This window comes from Lacticaseibacillus thailandensis DSM 22698 = JCM 13996, from assembly GCF_001436135.1.
Lineage (GTDB): Bacteria > Bacillota > Bacilli > Lactobacillales > Lactobacillaceae > Lacticaseibacillus > Lacticaseibacillus thailandensis.
The window spans coordinates 81,114-98,377 of the sequence record NZ_AYZK01000002.1; the positions used below are offsets into that span (position 1 = coordinate 81,114).

The 17,264-nt window shown below is 49.7% G+C and carries 16 protein-coding genes; 2 read left to right on the top strand and 14 right to left on the bottom strand.

Annotated elements, in window-relative coordinates:
• Positions 1-3: 3 nt before the first annotated feature.
• The 4 genes from FD19_RS04050 to FD19_RS04065 form a co-directional block, all read right to left on the bottom strand.
• The gene (locus tag FD19_RS04050) at positions 4-1,176 is read right to left on the bottom strand and encodes a GGDEF domain-containing protein (protein ID WP_056969180.1); all 1,173 of its coding nucleotides are present in this window, start codon (positions 1,174-1,176) and stop codon (positions 4-6) included.
• Between the two features lie 247 nt (positions 1,177-1,423).
• Positions 1,424-2,137 (bottom strand): histidine phosphatase family protein, encoded by a 714-nt coding sequence (locus tag FD19_RS04055; protein ID WP_054750063.1) that lies wholly within the window; start codon positions 2,135-2,137, stop codon positions 1,424-1,426.
• Positions 2,138-2,227: 90 nt separating this feature from the next.
• Entirely contained in the window at positions 2,228-4,117 is a 1,890-nt protein-coding gene (locus tag FD19_RS04060) for a GGDEF domain-containing protein (RefSeq protein ID WP_056969181.1), read from the bottom strand.
• Positions 4,118-4,379: 262 nt separating this feature from the next.
• Complete coding sequence (locus tag FD19_RS04065; protein ID WP_056969182.1) at positions 4,380-5,045, bottom strand: EAL domain-containing protein; 666 nt, start codon at positions 5,043-5,045, stop codon at positions 4,380-4,382.
• Between the two features lie 536 nt (positions 5,046-5,581).
• Here FD19_RS04065 and FD19_RS04070 point away from each other — a divergent pair.
• Positions 5,582-6,940: an MFS transporter gene (locus FD19_RS04070; RefSeq protein ID WP_054750053.1), complete on the top strand. Its 1,359-nt coding sequence runs from the start codon at positions 5,582-5,584 to the stop codon at positions 6,938-6,940.
• Positions 6,941-6,995: 55 nt separating this feature from the next.
• Here the strand turns inward: FD19_RS04070 and FD19_RS04075 are convergent, their stop codons facing one another.
• The 9 genes from FD19_RS04075 to FD19_RS04115 all read right to left on the bottom strand — a co-directional run bounded on the left by FD19_RS04075 (position 6,996) and on the right by FD19_RS04115 (position 15,367).
• Positions 6,996-7,766 carry a DUF2238 domain-containing protein gene (locus tag FD19_RS04075; protein ID WP_056969184.1) on the bottom strand — a complete coding sequence of 257 codons (771 nt, stop codon included), beginning with the start codon at positions 7,764-7,766 and terminating at the stop codon, positions 6,996-6,998.
• A gap of 369 nt (positions 7,767-8,135) precedes the next feature.
• Positions 8,136-8,504, bottom strand: coding sequence for an NADPH-dependent FMN reductase family protein (locus tag FD19_RS04080; protein ID WP_054750050.1), 369 nt, complete (start codon positions 8,502-8,504; stop codon positions 8,136-8,138).
• Positions 8,505-8,543: 39 nt separating this feature from the next.
• Entirely contained in the window at positions 8,544-8,870 is a 327-nt protein-coding gene (locus FD19_RS04085) for a carboxymuconolactone decarboxylase family protein (protein WP_056969185.1), read from the bottom strand.
• 4 nt (positions 8,871-8,874) lie between these two features.
• Complete coding sequence (locus tag FD19_RS04090) at positions 8,875-9,288, bottom strand: cupin domain-containing protein (protein WP_054750046.1); 414 nt, start codon at positions 9,286-9,288, stop codon at positions 8,875-8,877.
• Between the two features lie 148 nt (positions 9,289-9,436).
• Complete coding sequence (locus FD19_RS04095; protein WP_054750044.1) at positions 9,437-10,315, bottom strand: LysR family transcriptional regulator; 879 nt, start codon at positions 10,313-10,315, stop codon at positions 9,437-9,439.
• Positions 10,316-10,808: 493 nt separating this feature from the next.
• Positions 10,809-11,777, bottom strand: coding sequence for a LacI family DNA-binding transcriptional regulator (locus tag FD19_RS04100; protein WP_056969186.1), 969 nt, complete (start codon positions 11,775-11,777; stop codon positions 10,809-10,811).
• Positions 11,778-12,014: 237 nt separating this feature from the next.
• Positions 12,015-12,953, bottom strand: coding sequence for a phosphoglycerate dehydrogenase (locus FD19_RS04105; protein WP_054750038.1), 939 nt, complete (start codon positions 12,951-12,953; stop codon positions 12,015-12,017).
• Between the two features lie 18 nt (positions 12,954-12,971).
• Complete coding sequence (locus tag FD19_RS04110) at positions 12,972-13,931, bottom strand: AEC family transporter (protein WP_056969187.1); 960 nt, start codon at positions 13,929-13,931, stop codon at positions 12,972-12,974.
• Entirely contained in the window at positions 13,931-15,367 is a 1,437-nt protein-coding gene (locus tag FD19_RS04115; RefSeq protein ID WP_054750033.1) for an FGGY family carbohydrate kinase, read from the bottom strand. The genes FD19_RS04110 and FD19_RS04115 overlap by 1 nt, the downstream gene beginning before the upstream one ends.
• Before the next feature lie 213 nt (positions 15,368-15,580).
• Here FD19_RS04115 and FD19_RS04120 point away from each other — a divergent pair, with 213 nt between their 5' ends.
• Positions 15,581-16,549: a dihydrodipicolinate synthase family protein gene (locus FD19_RS04120; protein ID WP_056969188.1), complete on the top strand. Its 969-nt coding sequence runs from the start codon at positions 15,581-15,583 to the stop codon at positions 16,547-16,549.
• A 213-nt stretch (positions 16,550-16,762) separates the two neighbouring features.
• On the opposite strand, the gene FD19_RS04125 is transcribed toward FD19_RS04120, so the two are convergent.
• Positions 16,763-17,158, bottom strand: a complete 396-nt coding sequence (locus tag FD19_RS04125; RefSeq protein ID WP_056969189.1) for an iron-sulfur cluster biosynthesis family protein — start codon at positions 17,156-17,158, stop codon at positions 16,763-16,765.
• Positions 17,159-17,264: the final 106 nt, after the last annotated feature.

Below are 17,264 nucleotides of genomic sequence, written 5' to 3' on the forward strand. Positions count from 1 at the left end.
ATGCTATTTGACCAATTCTGGGTCCTCAATCACGATGCGGTCACGTCCACTTTGCTTGGCCCGGTAGAGGTTGCGGTCCGCCTGCTTGTAGGCGTCGTTAAAGCTATAGTGACTGTCGTGCACATTCGCCTGCCCAATGGATACCGTAATCTTAAGTTGGGGGTCAACACTATTAAACCGCATGGCTTCCACCCGGTGCTTAAAGTGTTCCGCGGCGGCGGCGGCTTGGTGTGGATTCAACGCCACGTCCATGATTACACCAAACTCTTCACCGCCCAAACGGTACGCCTTGGCGGGCCACGGTGCCCCCGCGGTACAGTTACTTAAACCGCGCGCGACGGTTGCAAGTACGCGGTTGCCCGCCAAGTGTCCGTAGGTGTCATTAATGCGCTTAAACCAGTCCACGTCCAGTTCAAAGACCGAGTAGCCCTGCTTGTGTTCCTCATACTCGGTAAAGTGTTGCACTAGGGCCTCGTTGAACGTGTTAAAGTTGTTCAGTTGGGTCAACCCGTCCACGCGTGCATTCCGCGCAAGTTCACGGGTATTCTCAAGGGCGTTGATGAGCGTTGTTGAGTACTCGAGGGCCACGACCCCTAGGATAAGCAGTCCGAGCCACTGTCGCAGCCAAAAGCCCGGCACCACCGTAAACGATTCGTTCACCAACATGGCATGATTTAGCATAACGGCGGCGGCCCCAGTTAATAGTAGCAAACCGTACTGAACGAACCGTGATTGTCTGGTCCAGTCACGCCATAAATAATCCACCGTCGTACAGGCCAATACCAGGAGCAAACTAATCCACACAGCCGGCCCATTATGGACCGTCCGCGCCCACGCGTACAAACAAACGATGGCGTCAACACCCACCAACTGCCACCAGCGGCGACTGCCCGTGACCACCAAAAAGATGGTCACCGCTAACATGTTCATGTAGGCCCAATGATAGCCGTAAACCTGTGGACCCATGTTGTTGTTGATCCACGACTCGGTGTAAAGGTACGCTAAAAAGACGGCCCCTAATGCAACTTTAATCTGCGGTCGCCAACGCGCCACCCAGGACGGATGCGTCTGCAGATCCACCCAGTACACTGAGGCAATAATACCCAACAACACCGTGACGTTGGTCAGCAGCACCACAATAAACGCGCCCGCCATACGGAACATACCGGTATTCATGCTCGCCTCAACTCCCCTTGAACCAACCGCAACCAGCGCCAATGGTGCACCGCGTCCCCACACGCTAGTTACCTCACCATCTGCTTAAATGATAACGGTTAATTATTCCGTCAATACTTACGGACTGATTGTAACACGCATTACCCTGACTTAACCGCAAGACGCACAAATGTCATGTTCATCAACCAGCCCTAGATAAAAACAGGGGGTGCCACCAGCTAACTAGTGGCACCCCCTTCCCTATTATCTATTCGAGTTTGAACTCCTGGGCGGGCACGTCGCGCGTGCCACCCCCATTTTCCACGTAACGCCGGTCGTTATAGCCGAGCAGGGTGAAGCGACCTTGGCCGTAAACAATTTTGGATACCGCCACGTTCCTGATGAAATCGGCCGTATCCGGCATCCCCAACGAGTTGAGCCACAACCAGATAATCGCGCCGTGGGCGACCACGAACACGTTATCCTGGTGTTGAGCCACCGCCGTTTCGCTGATTGTCGTCATTGCTTGGTTGAACCGCTTCAGGCTCATGTGGCTGTTCTCGGCGTCGCCGCCACCACGATGGACGTCCAGAATGCGCACCAAATCGACGAGCTGCTTCATGTTGAGCCGCTCCACGTTCGGCACCCCGGCCTCCCGCAACATGTCCGCGAGTGCGCCCTGTCGCTGTGACTCCGGCTGACCATCAAACAGACCAAAATTTTGCTCCCGGAGCCCTGCCATCTGGGTCACCGGCAGGTCAATGTGTGCCGCCGCTAAAGCTAGCTGGGCGGTGTCCGCCGCCCGTTGCAAGTCACTAGAATACGCGGCATCAAAGTTCACCCCAGCAGCTGCAAAGCCACGCCCTAACGCTTGAGCATCAGCCACACCACGCTTAGTCAGGTTGGAATTAACCACACCCTGCACCACACCACTCACGTTGTACTCAGTCTCACCGTGACGGGTTAGCCAAAGTTCTACCATAATAAGATACCCTCCTATTGTCCTTGCTCAGTTGTCTACCTCTTCACCTACTATCATGGCATAATCTAGCGCTATAAACCAGCGTGAGCATCATCCCGACCGATCAGGCAAACCGGGGCAATTGCGGCCGGTCGTAGTAATACCCTTCAACATACCGCGCACCCAATACCTGCCGGGCGTAATCAGCATCATGACTGTTTTAATTCCGTTCACAACCACCACCACGTTATACCGGGCCATGGTCTGCCTAAAGTCATCCACTTGCAGCTTAACCTGGCCGGCTTCCACCGCGGCCCGCACCCGCTCGACGTTGAACTTTAACCCGTCCACCACCGGCAGGACCGCCCGGATCAGCTTATCCTCGCCAAAGGGGGCCAGGTCCTCCAACTGAATCCGCAAGCCGTACTCGTGAAATGCCCGCGTCCGCGCCGCAATTTGTGCAGCAGAGGGTAAATTACCTAGTTCCAACACCAACCTTTTGAGGGCGGGGTGGTGAGCCTGAAAGCGTGCCAGGTACGCTGGCGTTTGCACGTCCAAAAACTGCTTCTGGGTCAGGTTCATAATGACGCGGCCACAACACTCCGCCGCCAATAGCCGCTGCACGTAATCCAGCTGCACCGACAGCGGCAGGTCCACGTCATCCGGAAAGTCCCACCGATCGTACGGCTGCGCGTAGGTCGCCAAAATCACCTCGTCGTGTGTCGCGACAATCGGCTGACTTTGGGTATCATATACGCGCTGGGTCAAGATGGTTCGAATCGCAATCGGCCGCCGTTCCGGATCACCGGCCACCGTGCGACCGTTCACCGTAATGGTATTACGCCCGTGGTGCTTACTCTGGTATAAACCCTCATCGGCCCGACGGTAGAGGTCCTCAATGTTGCGGTCGGCGTCCACCATGTCCACTACACCCATGGAAATGGTCAACCGCACAATGTTGTCCCCAGCATGAAAGTGGCCCTGGCGCACCGAACGCCAGCAGTCCTCGACGATGGGTTGCGCGGCTTTAACGTCCATTGCTGGCAACACCACGTTAAATTCCTCGCCTCCGGTACGGTACAACGCAGCCCTGTTCCCATGACGGGCCAGGACAGCACTAAGTTGCTGGGCGATGCCCACGAGGACGTCATCCCCGCCCAGGTGACCGTAGTGATCATTGATCTGCTTGAAGTAATCGATGTCGAGTGCGGCCATCGTCAGTGGCTGGCCCTGCTGACGGGCACGGTTAAACGCGGCCGTCACCTCTTCTTCGAACGTGGCGTAACTCTTGGCGTTCGTGAGGCTATCAAAGTGCGCTGTCTGGTCATTTTCTTCGTTGCGCACTTCGGCTAGGTGGTCTGCCCGTAGGTAAAACGCGGTGGCGATAATCATGCCTAGGTACATAGAAAAACCCTGAAAGGCAATTAAAGGCGTCATCGTTAAGCCCGCCGAATGTCGTGGTAGCAACGTCCAAAAATCTAACCCGATGACGGTGAACAAACCGACGTTGCGCACCACGTAGTAACGAATATCATTTTTGTGCAACCAAATGATCACCGCTAGGATAGCCAAGATCACCAGCGAGATGGTGTACTTGGGGTCGCTGTAATAACCCATGTGGTGCATATTCCAAACGAACAGCACCGCGACCAGTTGCACGAGGTATTCCCAGAGCGCTTCGCCTTCTACTAGTAACGTAAACGTTAGCGTAAATAGGCCCAAATTATGAAACATCAATCCCGTGGTGTTAGCAAAAACGCGCCAGCCGATCATATGTAACGCAATCCCCAAGACAATGGCGCCCACCAACATGGTGAGCCGAATCATCCAACTCACGACGGGCCGCTGCCCATACTTTTCGTGGGCGTTGTGCCACCCCTGTTGGTAATAGGTGATAAAACCAGTCGCAAAGACCGTGGTAATAAAAAGCTGTGCTAGCCATAGCCAAAAATTTAGGGGTGCCCCACTGGCCGGTAACCCCGTCGCCATATCCATATTCATAAGCCCACTCCCCAAGCACTTGCGTACTTTGAAAAGCCGGTATCCCCATACCCAGTACACCCGTGCTTATTGCTGCTTGCATCAATGTAACTTGCATCGATGTAATATGTTATAAATCAGACTCATGATACCACCAAATGAAAACAATAATCGCCGATAATCAATCGGTAACATTCCGGTAATGCTGCTTGCAGCGAGCAACAAAAAAACGTGACCATAACGACAACCATTCTGTCGCGACACCACGCCCACTGATACTGTTTTAAAACATCCGTCCCGGTAGTACTGGCCGCCCGTAGTAGAAACCCTGACCGGTAGTAATTCCCAACTGATTGGCCACATCAACGTCCGCATGGCTCTCAATCCCGGTCAACGTGAACCCCAACCCATATTCATCGGCCAACCGCTTCCAGTAACCGACTTGAGCTTCCACGTCCGCGTGGTTGCCCGGCACCCGTACGTTTTGCATTGCGTACTTAATGTCATGTAGGTACGGAAAGAAGTCCTCGACGTCCTCCGTCAGGTTAGCGGCCCCAACATCATCAACCGTGACCCGGATGCCCACACTATTCAGGACCCGTGCCGTACGCTGCATCGCCGCGATGTCTGGTAAAGCAGCCAACTCGACATGCAGACAATCCAACAAGGGCGTATTCTCCCTGAGCGTAACCAGTTGATCAATAAACCGGGCATCGACAAATTGCGCCACGGTCACGTTAAGCGTAAGCCGTTTCAACTCCAGTGACGCCAGTGCTTGCCACATTAGCCGGCGCACGTCACTAAACGACAGACCAAACGAGGACGGCAACCGCCACCCGGCTGCGCACCGCTCCCGTAGCAACAACTCGTACCGCAAAGTACTACCGGTATCGATATCTACAATTGGCTGAACAAAAAAAGTGTGCTCAACCTGATCAAAATCCGTCATGTATTGCCCCCAATAATTGCGCGGTCTGCTCTCCAATCCAGCGCAACGGTAACTTAAACATCAAACCTAACCACTACAAAATTATCCCAATATGTAAGTGCCACGCTACAATTGTAACTATTATATAACAAATCAAAAATAACTGATAAATATTTTTTCTTTGGGATAAGCCAAGAAAAAAACACAATAATTTCAGAAATATATGTACGCACATGGTGTGGTTACACCCCGTTAGCCAGTCAATGCGGCTCAATGTGCATATTACGGGGCCAGCGAGCATTGCCAGGGTCCAGTCTGCAAGTGCGGCTCATTACCATTTTAAAATAACAATTTGCCGTCATTACTATCCGTCCCACCTGGCGCTGACTGCCCGTGATGATCATCAACTACACCACGCGCCCAGTAACGCCCTGGCTGCTGGGTCCGGTTCATCCCGGCGTGACTTGCATTATAATGGAAATAATATGCCATGCACCATGAAAGGATTGAAACACTTGTCAACCGCCACTAACAACCAAAAATCTACCACCAACCCCATGTTGGTGGTGACCATCGTTGCCCTGATGTCGTTCATGGGGGTGCTCACGGAAACGTCCATGAACGTCACCTTCCCCACGTTGGAACGCCAGTTTCAAGTCAGCCTCAGTACCGTCCAGTGGGTCACCGCCGGGTACTTGCTCATGGCCGCGCTGGTCATGCTCACCTCCGCGTATATGAAGCGCCGGTTTACTAACCGCCAACTCTTTGTTACCTCCGCGTTGCTTTTCATCACCGGTGACCTACTATGTGCCACAGCCACCATCTACCCCGTCTTGCTTATCGGTCGCTTAATTCAAGCAGGGTGTGTGGGCCTGTGTACGCCGTTAATGGTCAACATCATCCTCGACGTCGTACCGCGGCCCAAACTGGGCACCTACATTGGTCTGGCTAACGTCATTATCCTGATTGCCCCGGCGTTGGGTCCCACGTTCGGTGGTGCCGTCGTGGCCTTTGCCAGTTGGCGGATGATTTTCTGGACCACCCTGCCGTTGGCCGTCGTCCTGTTGCTTTTGGGGCAGGGCCGCATCAAGCAATACGCGCCCACTCAGCACTACGCTTTTGACTGGACCCGCTTCACCGTCCTGGCCATCGCAGTGATCAGTCTGATTGTCGGTCTGAACCAACTCGGAAACGGGGGATGGCTGAGTTTTGCCATACTACTGCTGATTACCATCGTCGGGTTGCTCCTGTTCGTCCGCCTATCCCGTCACCCCACGCGCGCCCTCTTTGAACTCCAGGTTTTCCGCGACCCGGCGTTTTTGTATAGTTTCTTGCCCTACATCTTCCTGCAGTTTGCCAACGTTGGCATCAACTTTCTCGTGCCCAACTACGTCCAGGAGGTGTTTGGTGCTACATCCCTAATTGGTGGGCTGGTGCTACTACCCGGTAGCCTCTTCAACGGTCTTGGGCAACCCGTCTACGGGTGGATGCTAGACCACCTCGGTGGCAAGGCACCCCTCTATACGGGTGACGCCCTCTTCACGCTGGCACTCGCCGCACTGGCAATTGGCGGCAGCCACATGGGCGTGCTGGGAGTCACCATCACCTACATGATTTTTGCCATCGGCCGCTCGATGGCCTTTAGTAATACCGTGGCGTACGGGCTGAAACAAATGGACAAAGCCGTTCAGAACGACGCTAACGCTCTCTACAACACCGGCCAGCAGGTTTTTGGCGCCATCGGGACGACGGTGTTAGCCCTCATGATGGGTATGGTGCACCACTCACACGTGAGCCACGCCGCTAACGTAGCCGCCGGGAGCCGCTGGGCCTTCACCATGCTGGTGGCACTCGGCCTGATCAACTGGTACCTCTACCACCGGTTGTTAACCTTGCCCCACCACCGCGTACAGTAATACTAAATGCCCCCAGTGCTGCACTAGCACGCTGGGGGCATAATTATCGTTCACGTTACCGCCGCCGTGGGATAAATTGCCCGGCAAACCGCCACTTGTAACGGTTGTGCAGGTACAGCCAGCCAAAGATCGAGAACACGACCGCCCCGATAAAGTTCACCATCAAATCCTTCATGGTGTCGACCAACCCTAAATCAAGGTAGCCATGTACCGGCAGCCGCACAACTTTGCCCCCCGCCGTGACGGTCATCCCCGTAATATGGTGCAACGTGACCGGACGGTTAGCGCCCGTGGGGTTGAGTAGCACCGACCGCAGGGTGTGCACCACCACATCTTTTTGCATATCGAGGTTGAACCAGCGGTCCATGGTGAATTCAAAAAACTCCCAGAGCACCCCGATGGTCATTGAAAACGTGAAGGCCAGCAACACCAGCAGCAGCGGTGATAGCTCAGAATGAAACAGGTCCTTTTGGTTGAGGATCTCCACCAACGACAAGCCAATGGCCGCCGCCAGAAAGCCGTTAATCACGTGCAACATGACGTCCCAATAAGGGAAGGTCCCGTAAAAATTATGAATCTCACCCAAAATCTCGGCTGCAAAGATGAACAGTAACACCAACACTTCCAGCAAGATGGGCAGATCGATCTGCGTGTGCCGGCGAATTAACGTGGGCACAGCAAATAGCCCTAGTGTCAACAGACACATCAGGATACCCTCAAAGTTACCCAGGAAAAACTGCCGCACCATGGTCACCAAGACCAGGACACTAAAGAATAGGTGGACCCGCCGGACAGCCACGGCGGAGTGTTGCCAGTTGGGATTCACACCGTTCACCCCCTTGCCTTTATTTTAACAGGCTGGGGAGTACGTTTGGTTGCCCTAACTACATTTGACGAGACTGTGGGCCAATCTTATGCCCAGCCTGGCACCAGCAGTAGCATGATCCTGCACGTGGTGCGTGTGCAACTATTGGTGTCCACAAAAAAGTTGCTACTATGCTCCCTTGTAGCGTAGTGACAACTTTAACTTATTTAGTCTGTGTATTACCGGCCGCTAGTCAGATCAGCCTCTCTGAGCCAGTGCGTCACCGCACAGCCGGCCTGGTCGACGCGGTCCCCGCGCACCGGGAGGCCCATTGCGACCACCGCCATGGGGCACAAACGCCGAATGGTCGTGAGGCTGGTGCCAAAACGACTACCAGCGTGCGTGCAAAACGGCAGGATCGTCATGTGCGGTTGGTACACCTGCCGTAGCCACGACGCCACGGGGCGGGGTAAGTCCCCCCCACCAAATCGGAAATCCAAGTAGCAACACGTCACCTTGCAATGGTGCCGGGGTCAAGACATCTGGCCATGACCGTTGCTCGTACTCCCGCCGCGTGCGGTCGATCGTGGCCTGGTAATCGTCCGGATAGGGCTGCTGTGGCACGATAGCCTGTGCTGGCAGCCCCAGGGTCGTCGCAATGTCGTCAGCCAACCGTGCCGTATGCCCGACCGCTAGTCGCTGCGGTTGCCCAGCAACAACGTCCATCCCCGCACGGGAAAAATACGCCAATGTTGTCATGCGGTAGCCACCTCCCGTGTGCGACTCAGGAGGGAACCGTTACTGGTCCTCACCAAAGATGTCCTTGGCCAATCCGAATGTGGACCACGCCTTTGGCCAGCCGGCGTAGAAGGACAGGTGGGTGATCAGCGCGACCATTTCTTTGCGGGTAACCCCGTTTTGCTTGGCGATCCGCATGTGGGCCTCCAGCTGTGGGAACAATCCCTGGGCCATCAACGCTGCACACGTGATGAGGCTCCGGTCCCGCGCAGACAACTCGTCCTCTTTGGCCCACACTTCGCCAAACAGTACGTCATCATTCAAAGCCGCGAACTGGGGTGCAAAGTCGCCCAACTGGTCGCGTCCAGCAGTTTGTTTTTTAGCCATGACGTTAGTCCTCCAATGCTGCGTATTCCGCATCGCTGACTGGTTCCAACCACTCCGGCGTGCCCGCCGTGATGGCAATGTGACTGAACCAGCTATCCTTAGTGGCACCGTGCCAGTGCTTGACCCCATCGTGCGTGATCACCACGTCGCCCGGGTGTAATTTCCGCGCCGGCTTGCCGGCTTCTTGGTACCAGCCTTCGCCACCCGTAACGAGTAACAGTTGGTAGCCATTGTGGTGAATGTGCCAGTTATTGCGGCAACCAGGCTCAAAGGTGACGTTGCCGACGCCCACGTTCACGTCCGGATCAGCGACCAGTGACGCCAAGTAACTTTGCCCGACGAAATACTGTGCGTACGAGTCGTCCTTGTCGCCCATCGGGAAAATGCCGTTCTTAACGGCTGCTTCATTGTTAGCCATAAGTTTGTGCCTCCTATGCACGTTTTGATTACAAGGGTAACTCTACACTCTTGCAACTTATTCGTGAAATGCCTAGTTAACATGTATCTATACGCGGTGTGTATAGGTACAAAAAAGGCGGCTTGACGCCGTCTATAACCGTACTGATTTAACTAAAAGCTTCCCGGAACCGCCGGATATAATCCGCCACCAACGGCGTCAATACCCGGTTACGCCGCCACACTAGCACGCAATGGGTCGATAACGTCGGGGACAACGGCAAAAATTTGAGCCGGTCGTGATCTACGTCGCGGTTGACGCCCTCAATGCTCAACGCCATGCCGACCTGTCGTTCAACTAGTGGCACGACGTTGAAATTGAGGTTAAAATGCCCGATAATGTGCGGCGGTTCCGCCCCCGCCAACCAGTGGTCCAGCATGGTCCGCACAGCTGGCCGTTCCGACATAATCAGGGGTAAGCCGCCCATATCCTGGGGCGTGATGACGTCACGCGTTGCCAAAAAGGCTTCCCGGGCCATGAGCAAGCCCCAACGCTCAACCCGCGGCAGTCTTAGCGATTCGTACTTAGTGGTATCTACGGGCTCCAGCAGGACGGCCACGTCCACCAAGCCTTTGTCCAGCTGATCCGTGATAATAGCCCCATCGCCAGTGGTAATGCTAAAGGTTACTTCCGGGTACTCCGCCGTCATCTCCTCCAGCATCATCGCCATGGTAGCGGAATTATCGGCCTCCACGCAACCAATGCGTAGATTACCGGTCATGACGGCGCGCTGGCGGTCCGTAAACGCCTGTTCAGTTTGCTGGGTGAGGGATAAAATTTCCTGGGCCCGACTCCGCAAAAAGACCCCCGCCTCGGTTAACGTGAGCCGGTTGTGCTCCCGGTCAAAGAGTTGCGTATCCAACTCGTCTTCCAGCGCTTGAATCTGACGACTCACCGTTGGCTGGGTGACGTGCAGGCGTCGCGCCGCTTCGGAAACCGTACCGGCATCCGCCACCGTCCAAAAATATTCGAGTAACCGCAACTCCATGGATTATACCTGCCCTCAATAGTTAATTCCGTTTATACACCATGCGTATATTATACAGCACTGCGGCACCGTGGGGTAACTTCTGACCGACAGGCCGTAATACCGACAAAGACGGCAGCCATCATGATGATGACTGCCACTGATATTACAATTCACCCTACAACGACTTGCCGTACAACGATGCTACCATTGCTAGTCCGCACGTGAACCTGGGCCGTAATATCAGCAATTTTTTCAATTTATCGTACTGATCCTGCCTAAAGGAAATACACACCATAATTGTGCAAGCCACAATTTGATCCACCTTTCGTGTTTTTCACCCTTGGACACCTACATGGTAGAGACTCAAGGATATTAAGGTAGCACCAAATATGACCGTAAATTGCCCCATCAAAGATGCATACATAAATCTTCCTTTCCCACTCCCACGCAAAAGTCCAAAAATCCTCGCAACTTCAAAAAAAGTTACGAGGATTGTTGTCTTTATTTAGTATCACATCGATTCACGCCGAATAATCTTATACGGCACGCTCAAATTCTGAGGACGAAAATCGTTATTCGTCAACCTTTCAATAATAATATCCACAACACTGGCCTTACTCAATTCTACAGTGGTCATTGAAGGTGTGATGATGTTAGTAACATCATAGTTTTCGACGCCAGAAAGCAAAATATCTTTGCCTGGAATTATTTTACTTTCCATCAAATAGCGAAAAATACCTAGTGACAGTTTATCCATAGCAGTCACCACTGCATCATACTGCTTAAATTCAATGTCCCTAGCCATCTCATAAGCTTTGTTGATATTGCATTCACATTCAAGATAATGGTAAGTGAGCTTGGCCTCCTCAACTGCTCGCATAAACCCGTCAAAACGTTTGGAACCAACCTCGATATCATCCTTAAAAGTGCCAACGTACAAAATTTTTTTAGCACCCGCACCAATTGCAATATTTGTCATTTCATACATCATCCGAGAATTATCGTAATTGATATTGATACAATTTCCGTAAACCTGACCGTATGAAAAGATTGGTGTGCTAGTTGTATTAATCACTGCCTGCACATCCTTGCGAACCCGTCGCGGTTTGTAAATAATCGCTTTATAGCCTTTGTTAATGATAAATTGCAACAATTCGGCCTCTGGCCTAGTTGAACCTTCAACAGTGTAGTAATCGACAACGTACCCATTCTTCAGTAGCCGATCATTCAATCGCTGAATAAAGTCCGAAGTGAGGTATGCATTGAATTTAGGAATCAAAACTGCAATTCTATCCAGTAGATTTTCCGAATCCGATTTGCTAGACACAACACTCGTTTTATAGCCTAAACGCTGCGCCGTCTGTAGGATTATCTTCTGATCCTCTTCTTTGATGGCACCAGTGCCACTAATCGCACGTGATACTTTTGAAACAGAAAAGCCAGTTTCCTTCGCAATATCCTTCAACGTGACTTTACTCATACACAACCCCACCTAGTAATTTAGATTAACCGCTTGCAAATCGGCAAATCAACTGATTTTAAAACTTAGTTTGAACAACCTTTAAGGATATTTTACTTGTACTGATATTTTTTTGCAATTTACTTAGCCACTTATTTGTGCTAATTTTTCAATAATTGCACAACTTTGATTATGTAAAAAAAAGAGGAATGTCGTTACAGGCATTCCCGCATAAAAAGCCACCATATCAAATAGACATCATTTCAAATTATCGATCACATTCTGAGCGGCATGCAATCCAAGATTCTTACTAGACTCAACGGATTGCCCACCAACGTGTGGAGTCCCAATAACGTTGTCCAAAGTCAACAACTTGTTACCAACGGGGGGTTCACCCTCAAAAACGTCCAACCCTGCAGCTTTAACCTTACCAGACTTTAACGCCGCAAAAAGGGCATCTTCATCAATGAGCTCACCACGTGCTGCATTAACTATGATGACCCCATCCTTCATTTTCTTGATAGCGTCTGCATTGATCATGTGATGATTATCTTTGGTTGCCGGAGAATGCAACGTGATGAAATCAGACTTTGTTAGAACTTCATCAAGCGAAACGATGTTTGCATCATAATCCCCACTTTTCGCAGCGCCCAGCTTCAAGAATGGATCATAGGCAATAACCTTCATGTTAAAGCCCATCGCAATCCGCGCAATGGTCCGACCAATTGCACCAAACCCAATAATACCAATTGTTTTACCAAACAAATCACTCTGAATTGCAGTGGCGCCGTAATCCCCATTCTTTGCTTTGAGCTCATGTGCCTCATGGTAGAGGTTACGATTGGCAGCCATGAGTAACAACCAGGCCATTTCAGCGGTACTCTCGCGATTAGCTCCAGGCGTATTTGTAACCTTAATTCCCCGCTCCTTGGCTAGTTCAAGATCGACATTATTCAACCCCACGCCTTGTTTGGAAACTACCTTGAGATTAGGGCAGTTATCAAAAACTACCTGACCAACCTTATCGGAACCGACAATAACCGCGTCAGCATCACCAATCAGTTTAGCAATTTTGTTCTCGTCATAAACATCAAAGTTACGTTTAATTTCGACATCAAAGCCGGCATCTCTCAACATCCGAATTGGCTTGTCGTCCAGCTTTGCGAATGAACGTGCTAAACTTACTACCTTTGTCATGACTAAAACCTCCAATTATTAAGCAACTATATTCAACACTAAAATTAACCAAATAGGCACTGTGGCCGCCGACAGTAACGTAGTAAAGGTGATTAATGATGCAGCCAGCTCCTTCTGAATATTAAATTGACCAGCAAGAATACCCCCCGTAGCAGCAGTAGGCATAGCAGTCATTACAACTGGGATAGCTAGTGTCCAGCTCCGTGCACCGATCAAGTACAAAATTACTAGCATTAAGGCTGGCACGACCAGCAGCTTGCAAGCCGCAAAGTACCAAACTTGAAAATCTTTAAGAACTGCACCAATTTTAGAATCAGCTAGCATGGCACCGATTACGACCATTGACATCGGTGTATTGCAACTTGAAACAGTAGTAAATACGTCCTTAACAGGGTCCAATACTACGTTAGCACTGGCTGGAACAAATCTTTGCAAAATCCACCAAACATACCCCAAAACACAAGCAATAATCACAGGATTAGTTAGAGTGTTTAAAATGCCCTTTTTGTTCATCGGCTGTTTGGTAAACTGAGCGTAACCAATGGACCACAGGTAAATATTGAATGGCAAATTAAATACCGATGCAAAGAACAAACCATTGCTCCCAAAAAGTGCTTGAGCAAATGGATAACCCATGAACACACCATTATTGTAAGTAGTATCAAATTGGAAAAGCCGTTTCTTATCGTCATCTTTGACAAAAAAGTAAAACAATTTCGTAACTACTAATTGCATCACAGGGTAGAAGAGAATAGCCGCTCCAATAAGAACCATAGACGTCTTTGCCTTAGCCCAATCAAACGGAGTTAAAAAAGCTGCAAAAACCGCAAATGGAATAATGAACTTAATCAGAAAGTTATTCAGACCTTTCTGCAATTCCGGGGAGATGACATTGATCTTCTTTAGAACAAAACCAATTGCAATAAGGAGAATGATCGTAACTATCTTTTGATAGCCGGCCAACATGTTGATACCCATTATTTTTCGCCCCCAATCAGTGCTGCAAACGTACTCTTATCCTCATTGACATGGAAATCAGTCGAGTTATAAAAGTTTGCTAGATAGTCGGCCATTTCCTTCCATTCCCCATAAGCATGTACATACTTCATCGTCGGGTTATAAACCCGGTTTAAATACTGACTTTTAGTTGGGTGTTGATCAATTGCTTCAGCGGCAACATATGCGGCACCATAAGAACCAAGAAAATCAAATCCTTCCAGAATTCCCATAGGCACCGGCATAACACCAGCCAGATATTCCATGAGAATTTCAGATTTGGCACCACCACCAGCCACAACAAGCATTTCATTGTTATCGTGGACAACTTTATAAGCCTCGTTAAACATTGAAGCTAATGTGAATGCCACACCACGGAAAATTGCCGCTTGATAATCGTTAAGTGTGGACTTATCATTCCCGCCCAACATAGTTTCCTTTAAGGAGCTTGACCAATAAGGCGTTCGCTCACCATATTTCCACGGGAAGAACTTAATTGTGTTATTTGCTTTATTAGGAGAAACAGTCCAATCTTTGACAACATTAACATCACGAAAGTGATCGAGAACCGCAGAACCATTAGAGCTAATTCCACCCACACACCAAGTATTGTCGTCAACTGCGTACGTCCAAACACGATGAAAATCAATCTTAGAAATATCATTTACAAAAGCACGAACTGCCATAGACGTCCCAATATTCGCCGCTAAAGACGATGTCCCTGCCGACGCATACGAAGCAGATGGGCCATCACCCAATCCGCAAGCAACCATAATAGGGGATTCTTGCTTGACCTTGGGATTAATTACTTCTCCTACCGGCGCATTGAACTTATACAACTCTGGCATGTCCGCTTCATCAAAACCAGCAAGATGCAGTAACTCAGTGTTCCACGTACGGTCCCGAACGTTCATAAATCCGTAAGAGGAAATGTTGCAGTAATCTCCTGCAAGCTTTCCTGTTAAAGCACGAATAATTGCTTCCTGTAAACCATAAGGTTGGATTTCACCGTGAAAATTATTATCCTTTTTCGCAGCTAAAATCTTATACGATGGGAAAAGAGTATCAACGGGGCATCCAGAAATATCAACGTATTTTTCTAGAATTTTCTCAACCTCTGGATCCTTATGCCACGGGACATTCCACTGGTAAACAACCTCTTTACCATCACGCTTGACAACAAATGAATACATCTGTATGGATAACGCTACTGATTTTACTATTAGTTTTTCTGCGACACGATTAATTGAGTCAATAATAGTATCTACAAAGCGATTAACCGTTGAAACACCAACATCAATCGCCGGTTCCCTATAACGTGCAACAAAATTTTCAATTACTTTATCTTGATTAATAGAATACACACTGACCTTCAAGCCTGATGTGCCAACATCAAGACCGAGTGTTGCTTCTTCCATGGGCGAATGCCTCCATATCTACCAAAAAGTGTTGTATTCAGGAAAGCGCTTCCTTTCGAAATTCATACTATCCCGAGTGAAATATTTTGTCAACAAATTTGCTGAAACTTTTTTCTGAATTTTTTCAAGTTGTGTGTTGACAACTGAAATATTTTTCACTATCATTCGAGATGTAAGTTGGTAACGATTTCAAAACACATGGAGGCTTTTGTTATGTCAGATATTTCTGGTGTCATTTCACCTTGCATTACGTTGTTCAAGGAAGATGGTTCGGTTGACGAACCAGCCACCCTTGATTTGTGGACATACTTCTTTGCTAATGGTGTAGATGGGTTATTTGTAACTGGGTCTTACGGGTTAGGACCACTGATGACAAATGATGAGCGACTTAGCCTGTTTAAGGTAGCCGTCAAGGCTCGTGAAAAGTTCCCAGATCGTAAACTAATTGCACACGTCGGTGCCGCTGACACAAAGTCGGCTGTAGAGTTGGCAACCCAAGCCGAAGCATTGGGCTTTGACGCAGTAGCCGCAGTTGCACCATGGTACAATAAGTACTCTGAAGACTTAATTTTTGATTACTTCAAGACGATTATTCAGTCTGTCAACATCCCTACTTATGCGTACAACAATCCCAAGACTTCGGGTTTCATGTTCACTCTCGATTTTGTTAAGAAGTTACAGGCTGTTGGCCTTAAAGGCCTAAAAGACGCCTCGGTTGACTTCAAGTTTCTATCCTCAGTGTTCTACGACGCAAAGCTTAATCACAAAGATTTCCATGTTATCCTCGGCACTGAAAATTGTTGGTTGACTTGGTCACAAATGGGCGGTGATACCATCATTGGCGGAATGACTAACTACGTCCCAGATGTGGACTACAAGATTAAGAAGATTTTTGAAACAAACAATTATGAAGCAAAAATCAAGGCATACACCCTTGCAACTAACTTCCGGAAGCAAATTTTGTTCACTGACTCCACCATCTCCTCACACGTAGCCCTTAAGGCTGAGGGACGTTACGCTGGGTTTTCGCGCGCGCCAATGGAAGTACCTTACACTGACGAACACATCAATAATGCAAAGAAGCTGATTACTGGCATCCGCCGCGACATTGATGCTTTGATTAAGGAATATAACTTTGATATCCCTGAGCCGGAGACACTGTCGACGGCATCAGCAAAGTAAGTCTGTTTTTAATCGAAGAAGCAAATTTTTTACCTATACAATACAGAAAGTGGCAATCACTGCTCCTCAGTGGTTGCCATTTTTTGTTCGCCAACAATATAATCTGAAGCACTACTTATCTGCAGAATGATCATTAGAACAAGTTTTGCGAACTCACCACATAAAAATTCCCCGCAACGCCACGGCGTCACGGGGAATCATTGTCAATTGGTGTTAGCAGGTCTCGCCAGCAACCGTCAGGCCCTGCTTGAAGGCCGCCAGGATATCCGCACCTTTGGCCATCGTGACCGCACCATCGATGTGGTGAGCGTCATCCTTCAGGTCAATGGCGTAATGCTTGAAATCGAGCACCGCACCATGTTCCAGGAAGAACAGGTCATAATCTGACGTGTACAGGTCTAACCCCGCATCGTTTTCGAGGCGCACGTTGTAGTCAGGGTCCGGTGCATCCAGCTCAATTAAACTGAACTTCGAACCGATGGTGCACGCCCCACCCTGGAGGGAGTAGCGCCCACCACCATCATCCGCAATCAGCAGCAAAGTCTTGTCCGCCAAGCCTTTGCGCCGCATCAGGTCCATGAAACTGTCCGTCAACTTAATCTGTGCCATGCTACCAACCTCCTGTGTTCCCAGCAGTAACTTACTATTAATAACCATTTACAGTATGCCACTTTGCTCCCCATCATTCAATGACGGGTGTAATTATCTGGAAACA